This is a genomic window from Sporosarcina quadrami (assembly GCF_014836615.1).
GTDB lineage: Bacteria > Bacillota > Bacilli > Bacillales_A > Planococcaceae > Sporosarcina > Sporosarcina quadrami.
Map to the genome: position 1 here is coordinate 67,854 of NZ_JACSQN010000001.1, position 19,269 is coordinate 87,122.

The following is a 19,269-nucleotide window of genomic DNA, read 5'->3' on the forward strand; positions in this document are numbered from 1 at the left end:
AAAAACATCCAACAAACCCTTGATGGTTCAATAGTTAGTCACAATAAATACCGAATAACACAAACAATTATGTTATAATTACATTGTTAAAAGAACGGGAGAGGTGTGAACACCCAATGCATACAATCGTGGTAGGTGTAAACTACCGGACGGCTCCAGTAGAAATTAGAGAAAAACTCTCTTTTGTGGAAAATGACTTGCCAATAGCCATGCAACAACTCCAAAAAGAGAAAAGCATATTGGAGAACATTATCATATCAACATGTAATCGTACTGAAATATACGCAGTGGCAGACCAAATCCATACAGGACGCTACTACGTCAAACGCTTTTTAGCCGACTGGTTCAAAATGGATCTAGAGGATCTGTCTCCTCACTTACTTATCTACGAAAATGACGGTGCAATTGAACATCTTATGAAAGTTGCAGCCGGGATCGATTCAATGGTGCTTGGCGAAACACAAATACTAGGTCAGGTACGTGACAGCTTCCTAAAAGCACAAGAAATCGGTACAACCGGAACGGTTTTCAATGAACTATTCAAAAAAGCCATTACACTCGCGAAACGTGCGCATTCTGAAACAGCAATCGCAGAAAATGCGGTATCCGTTTCCTATGCAGCAGTTGAACTTGGTAAGAAAATCTTCGGTTCATTGAACCATAAACATATAGCTATACTTGGAGCCGGGAAAATGGGCGAATTAGCGATTAAAAACTTGCATGGCAGCGGGGCAAAAAAAGTGACTGTTATTAATCGGACGCTTTCTAAAGCAGAAGAGATGGCTGCTCAGTTCGGAGGCATTGCGAAACCGATGCAAGAACTGCAATGCTCATTGCTTGAGGCGGACATTTTAATTAGCTCAACAGGCGCAACGGACTTTGTCATTGACTTAGAAATGATGCAATTTGTTGAAAAGCTTCGTAAGGGCAAGCCTATATTCATGGTCGATATCGCGGTTCCACGTGATCTTGATCCTCGTATCGGTGATTTGCCGAACGTGTTCTTATATGATATCGATGACTTACAAGGTATTGTCGAAGCGAATTTAGCGGAAAGAAAGCGAGCTGCGGATGAAATCGGTTTGATGATTGAAGAGGAAATCGTTTTGTTCAAGGAATGGATTGCGACGCTTGGTGTCGTTCCGCTCATTTCCGCATTACGCGAAAAAGCGTCCCTTATTCAAAGTGAAACGATGGAAAGTATCGAAAATAAGATGCCAAATCTTACTGCTCGTGAAAAGAAGCTGTTGAACAAACATACAAAATCGATTGTGAACCAGTTGCTGAAAGATCCGATTTTGCAGGCGAAAGAGCTTGCGATGGACGATCAGGCAAGCGAGAAATTGGCATTGTTCAAAACCATTTTCGGTTTAGAAGAGCCAATTAGCAAGGTGAAACCGATAACAGAAACTCCGCAGACTTCTACAACGTATTCGCAGTCGGATCTGTCTTATTAAGCTACAATGGCCAGGCTTAAAGAAAATATCTTTTCAATGTGCATATTCTTCATGTGAAAGGCAGAGGATGCATCATGGCTGAAATTACATTGGCGAGATTTCACGAAGTGATTGTCGTCCTTTATGCGGTGAGCATTGTATTTTATTTTATCGATTATTTAAATAAAAACAAGATTGCTCACCGTAGTGCATTCTGGATTTTAATGGTCGTTTATATGATGCAGAGCGGCTCAATCGTCGCGCAATTGATGGAAACACAGAGATTGCCGATCCTTTCACTTTACGAAGGGATCTATTTCTACACGTGGCTGCTCATTACGCTGTCTATGATTCTTCAATTGTTCACGAAAGTCGGATTTGCGGTGTTCTTTTTAAACGTCATCGGCTTCGTCTTCATGACAATCTATACATTTGCTCCTTATCAAATCGCGCATTCACCAATTGGAGAATCGCTTATTTCGGAATTATTGTTCATTCATATTACGTTTGCGATATTTTCCTATGCGGCATTTTCAATGGCAGCCGTTTTCGCAATTCTTTACTTGCTCGTTTATAGTTTATTAAAAAGAAAAAAATGGTCACAACAATTTGGCCGACTACCTTCACTGCAACTTTCACTCATTGGGATGAAAGCATCTATCTATACAGGAATTCCAGTTTTATTCATCAGTCTTGTCCTTGGAACGCAATGGGCAATGGTCGCTCTCGATGAGTGGATGTTCACTGATGTGAAAATTATCGGTTCTTTCTTTTTAATCATCATTTATAGTTTAGTATTGTTTTTACAAAGAAGAGGTAAACTGACAGCGAACGATTTTGCTTGGGCGAACATCATCGCTTTTCTTTTTGTCATCATAAACTTCTTCCTCGGAAGTAAATTATCGCAATTCCATTTCTGGATATAACGAACACATTCGTATTAAGAAAGGAAGATCATATTGAGAAAAATCATCGTAGGTTCAAGAAGAAGTAAGCTTGCATTGACACAAACCAATTGGTTCATCGATCAAATGAAAGCAGCAGGAGCTCCTTTTGAATTTGAAGTGAAGGAAATCGTCACGAAAGGTGACCAGATCGTCGACGTCATGCTGTCTAAAGTGGGCGGAAAAGGACTATTCGTCAAAGAGATCCAGCAAGCTTTATTCAACAAAGAAATCGATTTTGCAGTACATAGCATGAAAGATATGCCTGCAGTATTACCCGAAGGCTTATCAATCGGTTGCATTCCGCCCCGCGTCGATGCGCGTGATGCGTATATTGCAAATGACGGTGTTAAATTCATGGATCTTCCTGTAGGCGCTGTTGTCGGTACATCAAGTTTGCGTCGCAGTTCACAACTACTGTTGTTACGTCCAGATCTTGAAATTAAATGGATTCGTGGAAATATTGATACAAGACTAAAAAAGATGCAAGACGGTGAATATGATGCCATCTTACTAGCGGCTGCAGGTTTAAAACGAATGGGTTGGAGCGAAGATATCGTGACGGAATACATGTCTATCGAAGATTGCATTCCTGCTGTAGGACAAGGCGCTCTAGCGATTGAATGTCGTACTGATGACGTTGAACTATTGACTGAGCTTAAAAAAATGTCCGACGATAAGACGTGGCGTGAAGTTGACGCAGAGCGTACATTCCTTTCCGAGATGGATGGCTCATGCCAAGTACCGATTGCAGGTTTTGCAACTACTGTAGGCGATGAAATAACATTCACAGGGTATATTGCAACACCTGATGCACAGCAAGTATTCAAGAAAACCGTATCAGGAAAAGACCCTATAGAAGTTGGTAAAGCAGTTGCTAAAGTGTTACGAGCTGAAGGAGCTGCTGAAGTAATTGAGAAAGTGAAGGCAGAGATGGATGCCTGAAGAACAACCGTTACAAAGTGAAACAGTCATCTTCACAGGAACGCTTAAATCTGTCGATGTATTCGACCTCGTTAAACAGTACGGGGGCGAGCCGTTTTCCTTTCCACTTATTCAAGTAGGGGAAATTGAAGACGTGTCCGATGAAAGCCAACTTCAACAATGCAACCGTTACGACTGGCTAATTTTCACGAGTCAGAGTGCAGTTCGTTCATTTCATTCGAAAATGGAGAGGTATGGTGTGACAGCAGAAGCCATTTCATCTAAAATTGCGGCAGTCGGCACACAGACAGCGGGAGCTCTTGAGAAAATAGGTTTCCAAGTGGAATTCATACCGACTATCTTCAGCGCGGATGTATTTGTGGAACAGTTTAAACCAGAGGGATCATGCATGTTGAATGTACTGTTTCTAAGAGGAACACTTGCAGGAAGTATCATACGAGAAGAATTGCCTTTTCGTGTTGAAGAATGGACAGTATACGAAACAGTAGCTAAACCCGATTCAATTATTTCGATTGTTGAATTGTTGAAGAAACGGAAATCATGCACATTGTTGTTTGCAAGTCCGTCAGCTGTCCATGTTTTTGAAGAAGGCGCAGTACCGATAGTCGGTTGGGAAGGTTATACGATCGGAGCAATCGGACATGTTACTGCTAAAGCGTTACTAGAAGCGGGTGCCGCAGTCGACGTAACACCACAGACATATACTTTAAAGGACCTTGTCGATGCATTGGCGAGGCGAAAGGAAGAGATCCAATGAGCAACTATCAATTTCGACGTAATCGCCGTCTGCGTAATTCCAACACATTGCGCTCGATGGTAAGGGAAACCGTTTTACAAAAAGAGGACTTCATCTATCCGATCTTTGTCATCGAAGGTGAAAACGTTAAAAATGAAATTAGTTCAATGCCGGGTATATTCCAATTATCGCTTGACAAGCTGCTTGAAGAAGTGGAAGAAGTCGTATCACTTGGGATTCCATCCGTACTGCTATTTGGTATTCCAAAAGAGAAAGATGCTGTCGGAACAGGTGCTTATGATGATGAAGGAATCGTACAGCTCGCAACGAAGTTGATCAAAAAAGAGTATCCTGAACTTGTTGTCATTGCAGATACGTGTCTTTGCGAATATACGGATCATGGGCATTGCGGTGTTGTTCATGGGGAAAATGTCTTGAATGACCCATCTCTAGAGTTGTTAGTGAAAACGGCAGTAAGCCAAGCGAAGGCAGGTGCGGATATTATCGCTCCATCGAACATGATGGACGGTTTTGTCATTTCGATCCGTCAAGGCCTTGACGCTGCAGGCTTTGAACATATCCCGATTATGTCTTACGCTGTTAAATATGCTTCTGCTTATTACGGACCTTTCCGTGACGCTGCTGATTCGGCTCCCCAATTTGGAGACCGTAAGACCTACCAGATGGATCCGGCAAATCGAATGGAAGCGCTTCGCGAGGCGGAATCTGATGTAGTAGAAGGTGCGGATTTCCTTATCGTCAAGCCGGCATTATCTTACTTGGACATTATGCGTGACGTGAAAAACAATGTATTGTTGCCTATCGTCGCTTATAATGTAAGTGGTGAATATTCAATGGTGAAAGCAGCCGCTCAAAACGGTTGGATCAATGAAAAGCAAATTGTACTCGAAACATTAACAAGTATGAAACGCGCAGGCGCAGACCTCATCATGACATACCATGCAAAAGACGCTGTGCGTTGGCTGGAGGAGAAATGAATGGGTAGAAGTTATGAGAAATCAAAACAAGCGTTCAAAGAAGCAGTGAAATTAATGCCAGGAGGCGTAAATTCTCCTGTACGTGCATTCAAGTCAGTCAATATGGATCCGATTTTCATGGAAAGTGGAAAAGGACCGATTATTAAAGATATCGATGGTAATGAATACATCGACTATGTTTTATCTTGGGGACCTCTCATTTTAGGGCATACGGATCCCGACGTTGTAGAAGCGATTAAAAAAGTGGCTGAAACTGGAACAAGTTTCGGTGCTCCGACATTGCTTGAAAACGAGTTGGCGCAAATCGTCATCGACCGTGTACCGTCTATTGAAGTTGTCCGGATGGTTTCTTCAGGTACGGAAGCGACAATGAGTGCATTGCGATTGGCGCGCGGTTTTACTGGACGCAATAAAATCTTGAAGTTCGAAGGCTGTTATCATGGTCACGGCGATTCATTGCTCATTAAAGCAGGTTCTGGAGTTGCTACACTAGGTTTACCTGATAGTCCAGGTGTTCCTGAAGGCGTTGCGAAGAACACGATAACTGTGCCATACAACGACTTAGAAGGTGTAAAGCTCGCCTTTGAACAATATGGTGACGATTTAGCTGGAGTCATCGTTGAACCTGTCGCAGGTAACATGGGCGTTGTACCACCTGAACCCGGTTTTCTAGAAACATTGCGTGAATTAACGGAGAAAAACGGCACATTGCTCATCTTTGACGAAGTAATGACAGGATTCCGTGTCGATTACACATGTGCACAAGGGTACTTCGGTGTAACACCTGATCTTACGTGCCTAGGTAAAGTGATCGGTGGCGGTTTGCCGGTCGGTGCTTATGGCGGTAAACGCGAAATTATGGAACGCATCGCGCCGGCTGGAACGGTTTATCAAGCAGGTACACTTTCAGGTAATCCGCTTGCAATGACTGCAGGAATCGAGACTCTGAAAAAGCTGACGCCTGATTCATACAAGCATTTTATGAAACTTGGTGACCAGTTGGAACAAGGATTCCGTGAAGCTGCGACAAAGTACGGCATTCCACATACTGTGAACCGTGCAGGTTCAATGATCGGCTTCTTCTTCACAAATGAAAAAGTGTCCGATTACGACAAAGCTAAATCATCGGACCTTCAACTTTTTGCAGAATACTTCCGTCTAATGGCGGAAGAAGGCATCTTTTTGCCTCCTTCCCAATTCGAAGGAATGTTCCTCTCAACATCACATACAGAAGAGCATATTGAAAAAACGGTACAAGCTTTCCATAACGTTTTTGCTCAATTGGCGAAATAAGTAAGCGTCCTTCCGGAAATGATTTCGGAAGGGCGTTTTTATAATGCGTTTAATTCTACTTTTTGCCCGCTCGCATATAATGGCAAGTGAATGTACAAAGGAGGGAAAGCATTTTGAAAACATTACAGTGGACAATGGAAGAACTCTTTTATTTTCCTGAAGAAATAGGTGTGCCTGAAGAGGGCGGTGCAGTAAAAGTGAACGCAGGCTTTTCAGAAAGTCGGACGGAAGACTCAGTTCGGTTGACGGGCATTTACCACGTCGCCGCGCAAGTCGGCTTTACAGAAGGGGAAAGGGCTACGGAGTTTGCGGATGAGGCCGTTTATGTAGATGATGTCGAATTGGAAGGGAACTCCGGATATTTCGAGTACGCCGTTCCGCTCTATATCGATTTGCCACCTGAAGTCAATGCGCCCCTTACGCTCGAGGCGACGGATGTATCAGTCAGAACGGATGACAATGGCGCACTTGCGGTGAAATGGAATGTCACATGTACGTATGCTGACAAACCGGAAGCGGTAGCAGTCGCAGTCGAAGAACCTGAGCTTGAAGTGGCGCAAGAGCCGAAGAAGCTTGTCCAAATGGACGCGGAAGTCGCCGTACACGACAGCAGTTCATGGAGTGGCCATGACGAAGTGCTGCCATATATTGCGACATTGCCTGACGAGTGGACGACGACAACTTTCCGTTCAAATGATGTTCTTATACAAGAGGAAAGCGAGGCCAACTAGCGCGCAAAGTAATAGGAAATCCCCTGTAGTCGGCACAATTAAAAGCCTGATAAGCTGAAAAACGGCAATCGGAATAATGATTCCTTTGCAGTAAAACCTACATTTGCGCAACCAAGGCGGTAGTAAGTAGGGGTTGTAACCACGTCTCATGTAATCTTCCTTTCGTATTGTACTTGACGCAAGCTCCTCCGGTCAGCTACAATATTGGTAATTGTATAACGATGCATTGATCGGGAGAGTATGCAATATCCATTTATCCAAGAGAGGGCTTCATTGCTGGAAGAGCCTATAAATGTGTTGCAGAAAGTCATCCGGGAGCAGTTCTCGTGAAATTGAGTAGCGGGAGCCGGTTTGAAACCGTTATTTGTTATTGAGGCGCAGACGCTTTTTCTGTTTGCGCGAATAAAGGTGGTACCACGGATAACTCCTTCGTCCTTTTTGGCGGTGGAGTTTTTTTGTGTCCAAAATTCTTTATTTTGCAGATGAATGCACGTGTACGACAAAAGGAGGAGTTCATATGTCAACTGAAAACATGTCAATGCCAACAAAATATGAGCCGCAAACAATTGAAGCTGGCCGTTATGAATGGTGGTTAAAAGGAAAGTTTTTCGAAGCGCAACCTGAAAGCGGAAAAGAACCATATACAATCGTTATTCCACCACCGAACGTCACAGGTAAACTTCACTTAGGTCATGCATGGGATACAACATTACAAGATATTTTAATCCGAATGAAGCGCATGCAAGGATACGATGCATTATGGTTACCAGGGATGGACCATGCAGGCATCGCGACACAAGCGAAAGTCGAAGAGAAATTGCGCAGCGAAGGCAAAACACGCTATGACCTTGGTCGTGAAAAGTTCCTTGAAGAAACGTGGAGATGGAAAGATGAGTACGCAGGACATATTCGCGCACAATGGGGCAAACTCGGACTTGCGCTCGATTATTCAAGAGAACGGTTCACACTAGACGCAGGTCTGTCAAAAGCGGTTAATGAAGTATTCGTTAAGCTCTATGAAAAAGATTTGATTTACCGTGGCGAATATATCATCAACTGGGATCCTGCAACCAAAACGGCGTTGTCCGACATCGAAGTCATTCACAAAGATGTACAGGGTGCATTCTATCATATGCGCTATCCACTCGCTGACGGAACGGATAGTATCGAAATTGCGACAACTCGCCCTGAAACAATGCTCGGAGATACTGCTGTCGCTGTCCATCCTGAAGATGAACGATACAAGCATCTCATCGGGAAAACAGTGAAGTTACCAATCGTCGGTCGCGAGATTCCGATTGTCGCTGATGATTATGTCGATATGGAATTTGGAAGCGGTGCGGTTAAGATCACACCAGCTCATGACCCGAATGACTTTGAAATCGGTAACCGTCACGAACTTCCACGTGTCCTTGTCATGAATGAAGACGGATCGATGAATAAGCTTGCAGACAAATACGAAGGCATGGACCGCTTCGAATGCCGTAAAGCGATTGTCAAAGATTTGCAGGACATGGGCGTATTGTTCAAAATCGAAGAGCATATGCACTCTGTCGGTCACTCAGAACGAAGTGGTGCAGTTGTTGAACCGTATTTATCTACGCAATGGTTCGTTAAAATGGGACCTCTTGCTGAAGAAGCGATTAAACTCCAGTACAGCGAAGAAAAAGTGAATTTCGTACCTGAACGTTTCGAAAAGACCTATTTGAACTGGATGGAAAACCTCCACGACTGGTGTATTTCCCGTCAGCTTTGGTGGGGACATCGAATTCCAGCATGGTACCATAAAGAGACAGGCGAAGTGTATGTCGGTCACGACGCGCCTGCAGACGCTGAAAACTGGAACCAGGAAGAAGACGTTCTCGACACGTGGTTCTCATCTGCATTATGGCCATTTTCAACAATGGGCTGGCCGAATCTTAATAATGAAGAGTTTAAAAAGTATTATCCGACTGCAACCCTTGTAACAGGATATGATATTATCTTCTTCTGGGTTTCACGCATGATTTTCCAAGGACTCGAGTTCACGGGTGAACGTCCTTTCGACGATGTATTGATCCATGGATTAGTACGTGCAGAAGATGGACGTAAAATGTCCAAGTCGCTCGGCAACGGTGTCGATCCGATGGATGTCATCGATCAGTATGGTGCAGACGCATTGCGTTACTTCCTTGCAACTGGATCATCTCCTGGCCAAGACCTTCGTTATTCTACGGAAAAAGTCGAAGCGATCTGGAACTTTGCGAATAAAATCTGGAATGCCTCCCGCTTCGCTTTAATGAACATGGATGGCATGACCTATGATGAAATCGATCTGACAGGCGAGAAATCCGTAGCAGATGCATGGATTCTTACACGTCTGAATGAAACAATCGAGCAAGTGACGAAACTTGCAGACAGATATGAATTCGGTGAAGTCGGCCGCGCGCTCTATAACTTCATCTGGGATGATTTCTGTGACTGGTATATCGAAATGGCGAAACTGCCGTTATACGGTGAAGACGAAGTTGCGAAAAAGACGACGCGTTCTGTTCTAGCGTATGTCCTCGACAACACGATGCGCCTCTTGCATCCGTTAATGCCATTCATCACAGAAGAAATCTGGCAGAACTTGCCGCACGAAGGCGAGTCCATCACTGTAGCTGCTTGGCCGGTTGCGGATGAATCATTGACAGACAAAGCGCAAGCGTCAAATATGAAACTTCTCGTTGACCTCATACACGCAGTGCGTAACATCCGTGCTGAAGTGAACACGCCAATGAGCAAGAAAGTTCCATTATTCATCGCTGCGAAAGACGAAGCTACAGTCGCAGTACTTGAAGCAAATAAAAACTACATCGAACGTTTCTGTAACCCGGAAACACTCGAAATTGGTGTCGGCATTTCAACGCCAGGCAAATCAATGTCAGCCGTCATCACTGGCGCAGAATTATTCTTGCCACTCGAAGGCTTGCTCAATCTTGACGAAGAAATCGAACGCCTACAGAAAGAACTTGCGAAATGGGAAGGCGAAGTGAAGCGCGTCCAAGGCAAACTGTCCAACGAACGCTTCATGTCCAAAGCACCTGAAGCAGTAGTCGAAGAAGAAAAAGCAAAAGAAAAAGATTACCTCGAGAAAAAAGCGGCAGTCGAACGCCGTATTGAAGAATTAAAAGAAATCTAATCAAAATCCCCTGTCTGCAAATAATGCGCAGACAGGGGATTATTTTAACTCAAAAAGTCCATAATAGCCGCTAAAAGTCCATAACTTCGAGTAAAAGTCCATAACAGTGCAAAAAAAGCTCATAACTCCGAAAATAACCTCATATAATTGAAAAAAAGCTCATAACTCGAAATGAAAGCTCATAACTCGCAATAAAACCTCATAAATCGCCAAAATCCCTCATAACTCCATTAATCGCTTCACATACCTCAACAACTTCTCAGCAACCGAAAAATCATGCGTAGCATACAATGATCGCGCACCAACAGGATCCTCGATTTCATTGAGCACCCATGAACCGTCAGCCAACAGCAAGAAATCGATGCCTACATAATCACTTTTCAACGCTTTAGCAATCGTCGTCACTTCCTTCACTTGCCAAGCAGACAACTCAAATTTCTCTACAGACCCGCCTAATGTAAAATTCGATTTGAAAGAGTCGACTCCACTACGTTTAACAGCACCAAGTACATCCGTACCCAACATGAACACCCGCACATCCGTTGAATCGGACTCAATGTAAGGCTGGCTTATAACTCGCCGTCCTTCAAAAGAACAAAGAACAGTAGCTGCCTCTTCTGCGCACTTACATAAAAATACTTCATCTCCACCATGTCCATCGACAGTCTTCAAAACGAGCGGATAACCGGTCAACGCATCAACATTCGTAACAATCCGTGTCGGTACTGCTGATACTCCAAGTAAACTAGCCATTTCAAACGTGCGCAACTTATCATTCGCTATCCTGTTCACTTCCGAGCGGTTAATGAGACGATGACCCGCTGCTTCCCACGAAGCAGATAACTCCGAATTCCGATCCCTGAATAAAATAAAATCTGCATCCTCATCAGGTGTTTCTTCATCTACAAGTAATGTAAGAGAAATCGATTGCTTGGCAGCATGTACAAGCAAATCATCGATAAATCCCCGATTTCGTTTTGCTTCTACACGTGAATAATAAAGATGCCCCTTCATGCCAATTTTCCAAGGATATAGCTAATCATCCGATCTGCGACATTGATGCCTGTCACATTATAAATATTCCTGATATGCGCAGCCGCATTCACTTCGCAGACAAGCGGCGTTTCATCATTGCCGAATAACAGATCGACACCTGCGAATTCTGCGCCAACAGCTTCTGCAGCCCGAATTGCCAAAGTACGTTGCGCATCAGTCAATTCGACAACCGATGCAACTCCACCATTTGTAATATTTGCACGAAAATCCGTTTCGCTATATCTGTACATCGCAGCAATTATCTCACCGCCGACAATATTCACGCGGATATCTCGGCCTCTGCTCGTCGCAATAAATTCCTGAAATACAAAATCGACGCCGCGCAGTTCATCAACTTTCGCAAAAAATGCTTCTTCTGTTTTAATCAAATATACCTTCATACCGAACGAACCGTGACCTTCTTTTATGATCATCGGCAATCTGAGTCTTTCAAGAACTTGTTCATAATAACCAGTGTCTTTAATCGTGAAATTCGGATACACTTTCGGTGCAATGATCGTTATCGGCATCGGAATTTCATTTTTCGCAAGCTGTATGTATTGTTTCGCTTTATTGTCACATGTCTCAATCACTTCAGGATCATTAAAGACAGGAATTCCAGCATTTTTTAAATAGGTCGCAAGCAAAATGTCCTTGTCCAGAAAAACAACGAAATCAGGACGGAATTCCATCAGTTCATGACTGCTCATCATCACTTCATAGTTTTTCAATATTGTTGCTTGCACACCTGCATTTCTAGCCGCTTCAGCTAATAACTCTGCCTGATCTCGGAATTTGTCACTCGTCAAACTTCCATTGTAAATGACCCAACACTTTTTCAATTCGTTTCCTCCGCCCATGATATACTTACTATAAGTTGATTCTATCATAAGGAGAGAGACAATTGATTCCTAAATTTGATGAGTACAAAGAACGTTTTAACATACAAAGTGACGATGAAATAAAACCTGGATTGACAAGCATACAAGCTGCTTTGCGTAAACTTGGAAATCCAGAACAAGAGTTGCGTATTATTCATGTAGCTGGTACAAACGGCAAGGGTTCGACAATTGCATTCATGGAAAATGTATTAAAAGAACATGGGTATACGACGGGCGTCTTTTCTTCACCAGCTATCGTCGATGTTCATGACCAAATACGTCCAAACGGTCTGCCAATCACGTCAGATGAACTGAACAACTCGTTTGAACAGATGAGCAAAGCTGGATTAAGTGGTATGTTGACAGATTTCGAATTGCTGACAGTGGCGGCATTCGTAACTTTTGAGCGTATCAGTCCTGATTATGTCCTTTTGGAATGCGGGATGGGCGGTCTGCTAGACAGTACGAATGTTGTAACTCCAATAGTTTCAGTCATCCCATCAATTGCTTTGGATCATGTAGGTTTTCTTGGAGACGACTTGGGCAAAATTGCTAGGCACAAAGCGGGGATTATTAAAAAAGGCGTGCCTGTGGTCGTTGGTCAGTTGCCTGAAGAAGCAAATGCAGTAGTTAGGTCAAAAGCACTTGACTTAAACTGTGAGTTATTGCAATACGGGGAGGACTTTTGGATGCGTAGTAATATCTTTTCTTCAAGTGAACTACAACTCGAAATACCAACGCGGAGAATGAAAGGCCCTCATCAAGCTATGAATGCAGCTATCGCTATCGAGGCATTAATAAAATCTGGAATTTCTTTGGGACATGAATATATCATAAAAGGGATTTCAGAAGCATCACTCCCATATCGGTTTCAAGAAATCTCGCAAGGCGTCTACGTAGACGGCGCGCACAATCCAGCAGCAGCAAAAATGTTAGCCGAAACAATTCGGACAGAATTCCCTGGTGAAAAAGTAGATTTTGTCATTGGTATGCTTAATACGAAAGACATTCAAGCTACGTTAGACGAATTAATTCCAGTTGCCAATTCATTTACATTCGTTTCATTTCCGCACCCGCAAGCAGCAAAAGCAATCGATTTGTACAAAAGTTGTCAGTATAATAGAAAAAAGATGACAAATTCGTATGATGATACTATACTACTAAATAGGGAAGTAAACTCAAAGAAAATAGTCGCGGGTTCTTTGTACCTTATATCTGGACTTTTGAACTAACAATACTTATAATCGAATATACTTACTAGTTACTTATCATTTTTTTCGAAATTACGTCTTTTGAGAATGTAAAGGAGGGAAGGAATGGCTTTCCAAAAATATAATTTACTTTTTTATTTCTTGTTATGGCTATTCATTGTACCTCCTGGTTTACTTTACTTTGGACTAAATTACTTTCCTGCTTCCTTAGAGATGGATAGCTTCATTTTATATACGATTTTAGCATTGTTAACGGCATCCCTTCTTATTAAATTTAACGGTAAAACAGTTACATGGACAATGTGGATAACGATGGCAGTGTTTCTTCAGTATGGACTTTTTGCTGAAATTGTTATAAGCCAACTAGCCCTTATCGTTGTACTAACAGTGAAGAGAAGTTCAATTCCTCTGTTGAAAAGATATTTCATCAACTCTTCGATGATGCTTATTGCTTCTTTTGCCGCAGCGTTCAGCTTCATCGTTGTTGGTGGAGAAATTGGTACGTCTAATTTCTGGCTTGCTCTTTTTAGCCTAGCAATCTATCGGATTGTATATGCTCTCGTCAATATTTCTCTTGTGAAAACCATTTACAAAGCAGAAGGCGCTTCTACCTATCTTTCTGCAAAGGCGGTCCTCTTTGAATATTGGAATGTCATTTTGTTGTTGCCTATGGCGCTTACTTTGTACTTCCTGCTCGACATCATCGGCAATGCGGCATTCTTCTTGATAGGCGGTACATACCTAGTTATCGCGTTACTTATTCGACAATACGATAAATCTGAACAAGTAAACACAGAACTAGCGCTTGCAGGAAAAATTGGTAGTGATTTGACGAGCTTAACTGACGAAAATGAAATTCGTGATAAATTTCTTGAAGAAGTGAATGGGTTGTTTAATGCGGATTTACTTTATTTATTTAAAAGCCATGACGATTGGCTAGAACCAATTCGTTCAATAGAAGATAACCGAATTGTCGACAATACCATTTCCCCGTTACTACGTGGGAGTGGAATAGTAGGAAACGTTTTCGCCACGAAGAAACCAACCTTATATGCAACGAAAAAAGAATGGAAAGATATTTCCATGTATCTCAATACGAAGGAATTGGAAAGTATTCTTTGTGTGCCGATTGCGCACGATGAAGCAGTGGAATATGTATTGTTTTTAGGAGCAAGGAAAGCAAATGTCTTTAAAGAATACCAGCTTAAACTAGTGGACTTGCTAAGTTCTTACTTCCTCGTCTCATTAGATAAAGCGATATACATGCAGGAAGCTGTAACGAAAAGCGAACGGTGTGCATTGACCAAATTATATAACTATAAATATTTGGAAGAAAACTTGAAAGGAAATATGACAAGGCTTAATCAAAAGATAATTGAATCATTATCAGTTGTCATGATAGACATTGATCATTTCAAAAAAGTGAATGACACATATGGTCACGAATGTGGTAATGATATATTAGTAAGTTTCGCTAAGTTGCTACAATCTGAACTCCCTCCTGAAACTATAGTAGGACGGTACGGCGGGGAAGAGTTCATGTTCGTTCTGCCCAACTTTACAAAGAAAGAAGCGGTCGCTTTCGGTGAATCAATTCGGAAGAAAATGAAAGACACTGCATTTGAAATAATGCCTGATCTTAACAAAGATAAGAAACATGTAAACGTGTACATTACCGCAAGTATAGGAGTTTCCACTTCACCGGACGACACTGACGAAGCAATGACACTTTTACGTAATGCGGATCGTGCCCTATATAACGGTGCGAAACAAGCTGGAAGAGATCGGGTTGCTGAGTATATAAGATAATGGAAGGGGAATGGCAATGCTCTATAATTCGATGCAAAAGAGAGTGTTCTTAAGTTTATGGTTTTTGCTTTTCCCAACTTCTATATACATTGGCTACCGGAATTTTCCGATTGGTGAACTGAACTATTATGATACGACCATACACCTGATCATCCTCGTCATTTTGATGATGTTGCCATTAAGGATGGATAGTGTATCCATTACATTGGAGCGCTGGGTTCTTTTTTATGTGTTTTTTCATTATGGATTATTAATAGAAATGATTTTTGTTCAAATCGGTATATTCATAGTATTATTTTCGGATAAATCCTCAACATCCAAATTAATGAGATTTACTACAAATTCAATGATTTTTCTGCTGGTTTCCTTAATTAGCGGATCAATTTACTATGCATTAGGCGGTTCACTCATGGAACAATCTGTAGTGAAACTAACTATATTGGGCTTCATCTACGCATCCACCTATGCAATTGTGAATAATGTCCTACTGTATTTAAACTTCAAAGTCATCGGACATAAAGTCATCAAGTTTTTTGACTCAGCTGTAAAAGATTATGTGTTAACCCTTTTATTATTGCCGTTTGCAATTGCACTCTGCTTCTTAAGCGAAACTTTACACAGCAAGTCGTTACTGTTAATTGGAATTCCATGCATATTGCTGTTACTTATCGCGAAAAACTATATTAAATCAGAAGGTTTGAATGAAGTTCTCACATCAAGTTCTGAGATCGGCCATAAACTGGCGGGCAATTTACTCGTATCCGACGTGCTCGATACATTCCTTTCGCAGTTGCAAACAGTCATACCATACGAAAATGCTTATATTGTAGACTTGCATGGAGACAAACTGATGATGTTACGAATAGTCGAAAGCGGGCATAATTTAAAAGAAGCGAAATTGTTCTCTTGCTCCGATAAGATAAAAGATAGTGATGGTATTGACTATAATGAAGTAAAAATATATCCGAACAGAAAAAGCATAGACAAGCTAGAGAGATATGGCTTTTCGGAAAACATCCAATCGGTCATGACGGCTCCACTAAAAAGAGGCTTGAAAACAGAAGGATTCTTGTTGCTAACATCGAGCAAGAAATATGTGTTTACGGATTTACATGAGAAAATGGCGGAGTTGCTTACAGGCTATGTAACAGCTTCCATTGATAAAGCGAAGTACTATGAAAAGACTGTGGAAAAAAGTGAACGTTGCGGCTTAACCGGATTAAACAATTACAGATATTTAGAACGTAAATTGGATGAAGAAATGATCAGGTATCACACAAGTGAAATTCATTCATTGTCAGCCATCATACTAGACATCGATCACTTTAAATCTATTAACGATACGTACGGCCATCAGAGCGGTAATGATATCCTTCGTGCATTTGCAAATTTGCTACGCAAATACATTCAGGCAGATATGACATTGGCGCGCTATGGTGGGGAAGAATTCGTGCTGCTCTTACCGAATGCAGACAAAGAGAATGCCTATCAATTGGCAGAAACAATCCGTCAAGAAATTGACGATTCTCTTTTTAAAATCATTAGAGATCTCTCAACCGCCAGGGAAGAAGTCGAAGTGCATATTACGATAAGTGCGGGCGTAGCCTCATTACCTGAAGACGCCAACGACACAAAAAACTTAATGCGTAACGCCGATAGAGCACTTTACATCGGCGGCAAACGAGCAGGTAGAAATCGTATTGGAATGTACGGAATAGAAAATGACATAAATGTTGAAATCTAAAGACCGTTGTCGAAACGGTCTTTTTTGTGTGAAAATATTACTATCTTTATTCCCTAGTTGATAAGTTTCAATAAGTTTTGTATGCTGTTAGTAACAAGAATGATAGATTTGTAATAGTAAACAATGCAATACATTACATTAATGAATTCAATTTTGTCGGAAGGTGGCGAAACCATGAAGCGAAGAGCAATATTATCGAATGAACGAGGCTTAATGCTCGTGGAAATCTTAGCTGCCCTTGTTATTTTGGGAATTGTGTTTGTAGGGTTTATGACGATTTTTCCGCAGATGACTAAGTTTAATGAGAAGACTTATAGTAAGTTGGAGACGATGAATTTGGCGAGGAAAGAATTGGATTCCGCTAAAGAAAACGGACTACCATCAATATGTAGTAAAGAAAAAAGTGATATTTGCACAATAATTAAACCTAATGTGGAGGGGTACATAGTTGAAATAGATTACATAATGAATCCTGATCTCAAACCAGATAATACTAGTGCTGGTCAAATTACGCTATTTCAAATACATATTAAAATAAAAAACCCTAATAAAGAAAAGATAATCATAAGCGAGACTTTTGGATATGTGGAAGGTTAAACACTGAAAGTAGGGATGATTAAATGTTGTGGAAAGAAAGAGGTATGACCTTAGTAGAAGTGTTGGTGACTCTTCTCTTATCATCTTTAATTATTGTGTTAATATCCACTACTATAATGATAAGTATGAAATATAATATTGCCGAATCGAAGAAAACACAAATGCAACAAGAGGCAAATTACATCATTACAGATATACAACGTATACATAGGCAATATTCATGCTATGAAATTATAGAAAACGAAGTCGATGAAGAATGGATAATTAAAGATTGCATAAACAATAAAAATATATCTATATACAACAGTTATCCTTTTGCTATTAAACTAAGCGAGAGTGGGAAAATTTATACTAAAAGAAATGTGAATGATGAATCAGAAAGTCTATATAACGCTAAATATCCATTAACTGTAACTGTTTCGTTAAATAGTAATCCTTCACTTAAAGTGGATATAAAATCTCTAATATTTAGGTACGAGGATAGTTAGATTTGAGAGGTGAACTGAAAATGATAAAGAACGACAAGGGATATGCATTATTAATTGTTTTATTTCTAATTGTATTCATAACGATTATATCAGCCGTTTTTATGCGCATCTCAATAACTAATGCTAAACAAGAAAATGAAGTGGATCAGAATCATTTAGTAGTTGCTACTGCTGAAATGGGTGTTGATTACTTTAAAACCATTTACATGAACGCATTCTTTGAAAAAAAAGAAGAAATGTATAAAAAGATTTCAACTGCAAAAGAAAATAAATACGAGGAGGCAAGGGAAGAAGTTATTAATGTTATGAGAAATGATTTCATTAAAGCGTTGGGGAAAAGTGAAAAAGAACGAGAAGTTAATTCTTATTTATTTCAGGGTTCGAACGAAAGAGTGACGGTTGGAAAAAATAAAGGAGAATTAATTATTGAAGGAAAAGTAACTGGATTTAACAACTCGAAAAGTAAAGAAAGTTCAATAGACTATACATTCACTTTTTTTATTCCCCCTTATATACCAGAGGATAAAAAAAAACCTGGACAATCCAATACAATTATCTTTGAAAAAACATTCCCACCGACAGGTAATTATTTATGTAATAACAAACTCTCGAAAAACTCAGGAAAAAAATGCTATTTTGCATCTGACATTATTGAAGCTGATGATGTAGATTTAAAGAAAGGTACAAGTATACTTATTAAAGGAAATGCTGACGTTGATGAACTAGAAATGAAGAATGACTCTTATTTAAAAGTTGATAAATCTTTAACTATCAGAGATGATTTTGATCTTAATAAATCTCATGTTTATGTAGGTGAGTCAATGACATCTCATGATGAGATAGATTTGAAAAATGATAGCAGTTTATACGTAAAAGGAAAAGTGGATGCTTATGATGGAGTGAAAATGATAAAGAGTAACTTCTATGTTGGTGGAGATTTAAATGTTGACGATGAACTTGAATTAAAGAATAAATCGAACTTGTTTGTAGTGGGTAATCTAACTGTGAAAGATGATTTCGAAATAAAATCGAATTCGAAGGTATGTGTGGGTGGTAACTTAACGGCCAAAGATGATGTTGATATAAATGGAGAATTATATATGATTCGAGATAGTCATGTTGAGTTTTCTGATGAACCATCTAAAGTGAAATATGTTAAATGGGTAAATAGTTTTGAAGAGTTATTAACTGTCTGCTCATCAGAAGGGAATTCAGTAATATGGGGTTTGAAAGAAATCGATACTCGATATTAAACCAA

Annotated in this window: 16 protein-coding genes and 1 other annotated feature; of the genes, 14 read left to right on the top strand and 2 right to left on the bottom strand. The window is 40.7% G+C overall.

The features are described from left to right. Positions 1-116: 116 nt before the first annotated feature. The 8 genes from hemA (at position 117) to H9649_RS00360 (ending at position 10,246) form a co-directional block, all read left to right on the top strand. Positions 117-1,457, top strand: a complete 1,341-nt coding sequence (gene hemA / locus H9649_RS00325; protein ID WP_191692655.1) for a glutamyl-tRNA reductase — start codon at positions 117-119, stop codon at positions 1,455-1,457. Between the two features lie 74 nt (positions 1,458-1,531). Further along, positions 1,532-2,362, top strand: coding sequence for a cytochrome c biogenesis protein CcsA (gene ccsA, locus H9649_RS00330; protein ID WP_191692656.1), 831 nt, complete (start codon positions 1,532-1,534; stop codon positions 2,360-2,362). 33 nt (positions 2,363-2,395) lie between these two features. Beyond that, positions 2,396-3,325, top strand: a complete 930-nt coding sequence (gene hemC / locus H9649_RS00335) for a hydroxymethylbilane synthase (protein WP_191692657.1) — start codon at positions 2,396-2,398, stop codon at positions 3,323-3,325. Beyond that, positions 3,318-4,082, top strand: a complete 765-nt coding sequence (locus tag H9649_RS00340; protein WP_191692658.1) for a uroporphyrinogen-III synthase — start codon at positions 3,318-3,320, stop codon at positions 4,080-4,082. The genes hemC and H9649_RS00340 overlap by 8 nt, the downstream gene beginning before the upstream one ends. Next, positions 4,079-5,059 (top strand): porphobilinogen synthase, encoded by a 981-nt coding sequence (gene hemB / locus H9649_RS00345; protein WP_191692659.1) that lies wholly within the window; start codon positions 4,079-4,081, stop codon positions 5,057-5,059. Before H9649_RS00340 ends, hemB begins: the two co-directional genes overlap by 4 nt. After that, complete coding sequence (gene hemL, locus H9649_RS00350) at positions 5,060-6,352, top strand: glutamate-1-semialdehyde 2,1-aminomutase (protein WP_191692660.1); 1,293 nt, start codon at positions 5,060-5,062, stop codon at positions 6,350-6,352. Between the two features lie 113 nt (positions 6,353-6,465). Next, positions 6,466-7,083 carry a hypothetical protein gene (locus H9649_RS00355; RefSeq protein WP_191692661.1) on the top strand — a complete coding sequence of 206 codons (618 nt, stop codon included), beginning with the start codon at positions 6,466-6,468 and terminating at the stop codon, positions 7,081-7,083. A 217-nt stretch (positions 7,084-7,300) separates the two neighbouring features. Then, positions 7,301-7,523, top strand: a binding site (T-box leader). A 77-nt stretch (positions 7,524-7,600) separates the two neighbouring features. Next, a complete protein-coding gene (locus tag H9649_RS00360) occupies positions 7,601-10,246 on the top strand; it encodes a valine--tRNA ligase (protein WP_191692662.1) in 2,646 nt (881 codons plus the stop codon). A 219-nt stretch (positions 10,247-10,465) separates the two neighbouring features. Here the strand turns inward: H9649_RS00360 and H9649_RS00365 are convergent, their stop codons facing one another. Continuing rightward, the gene (locus H9649_RS00365; RefSeq protein ID WP_191692663.1) at positions 10,466-11,260 is read right to left on the bottom strand and encodes an ATP-grasp domain-containing protein; all 795 of its coding nucleotides are present in this window, start codon (positions 11,258-11,260) and stop codon (positions 10,466-10,468) included. Next, a complete protein-coding gene (locus H9649_RS00370; RefSeq protein WP_191692664.1) occupies positions 11,257-12,123 on the bottom strand; it encodes an ATP-grasp domain-containing protein in 867 nt (288 codons plus the stop codon). The genes H9649_RS00365 and H9649_RS00370 overlap by 4 nt, the downstream gene beginning before the upstream one ends. A 62-nt stretch (positions 12,124-12,185) precedes the next feature. Between H9649_RS00370 and H9649_RS00375 the strand changes: the two genes are divergently transcribed. From H9649_RS00375 to H9649_RS00400, 6 genes are all read left to right on the top strand, one after another. Next, entirely contained in the window at positions 12,186-13,394 is a 1,209-nt protein-coding gene (locus tag H9649_RS00375; protein ID WP_191692665.1) for a bifunctional folylpolyglutamate synthase/dihydrofolate synthase, read from the top strand. An 84-nt stretch (positions 13,395-13,478) separates the two neighbouring features. Then, positions 13,479-15,182 carry a sensor domain-containing diguanylate cyclase gene (locus H9649_RS00380; RefSeq protein WP_191692666.1) on the top strand — a complete coding sequence of 568 codons (1,704 nt, stop codon included), beginning with the start codon at positions 13,479-13,481 and terminating at the stop codon, positions 15,180-15,182. 16 nt (positions 15,183-15,198) lie between these two features. Continuing rightward, positions 15,199-16,926 carry a GGDEF domain-containing protein gene (locus H9649_RS00385; protein WP_191692667.1) on the top strand — a complete coding sequence of 576 codons (1,728 nt, stop codon included), beginning with the start codon at positions 15,199-15,201 and terminating at the stop codon, positions 16,924-16,926. A gap of 174 nt (positions 16,927-17,100) precedes the next feature. Further along, positions 17,101-17,523, top strand: a complete 423-nt coding sequence (locus H9649_RS00390) for a type IV pilus modification PilV family protein (RefSeq protein ID WP_191692668.1) — start codon at positions 17,101-17,103, stop codon at positions 17,521-17,523. 23 nt (positions 17,524-17,546) lie between these two features. Then, complete coding sequence (locus H9649_RS00395) at positions 17,547-18,011, top strand: prepilin-type N-terminal cleavage/methylation domain-containing protein (protein ID WP_191692669.1); 465 nt, start codon at positions 17,547-17,549, stop codon at positions 18,009-18,011. A gap of 20 nt (positions 18,012-18,031) precedes the next feature. Continuing rightward, positions 18,032-19,264 (top strand): hypothetical protein, encoded by a 1,233-nt coding sequence (locus tag H9649_RS00400; RefSeq protein WP_191692670.1) that lies wholly within the window; start codon positions 18,032-18,034, stop codon positions 19,262-19,264. The last annotated feature ends 5 nt before the right edge of the window (positions 19,265-19,269 follow it).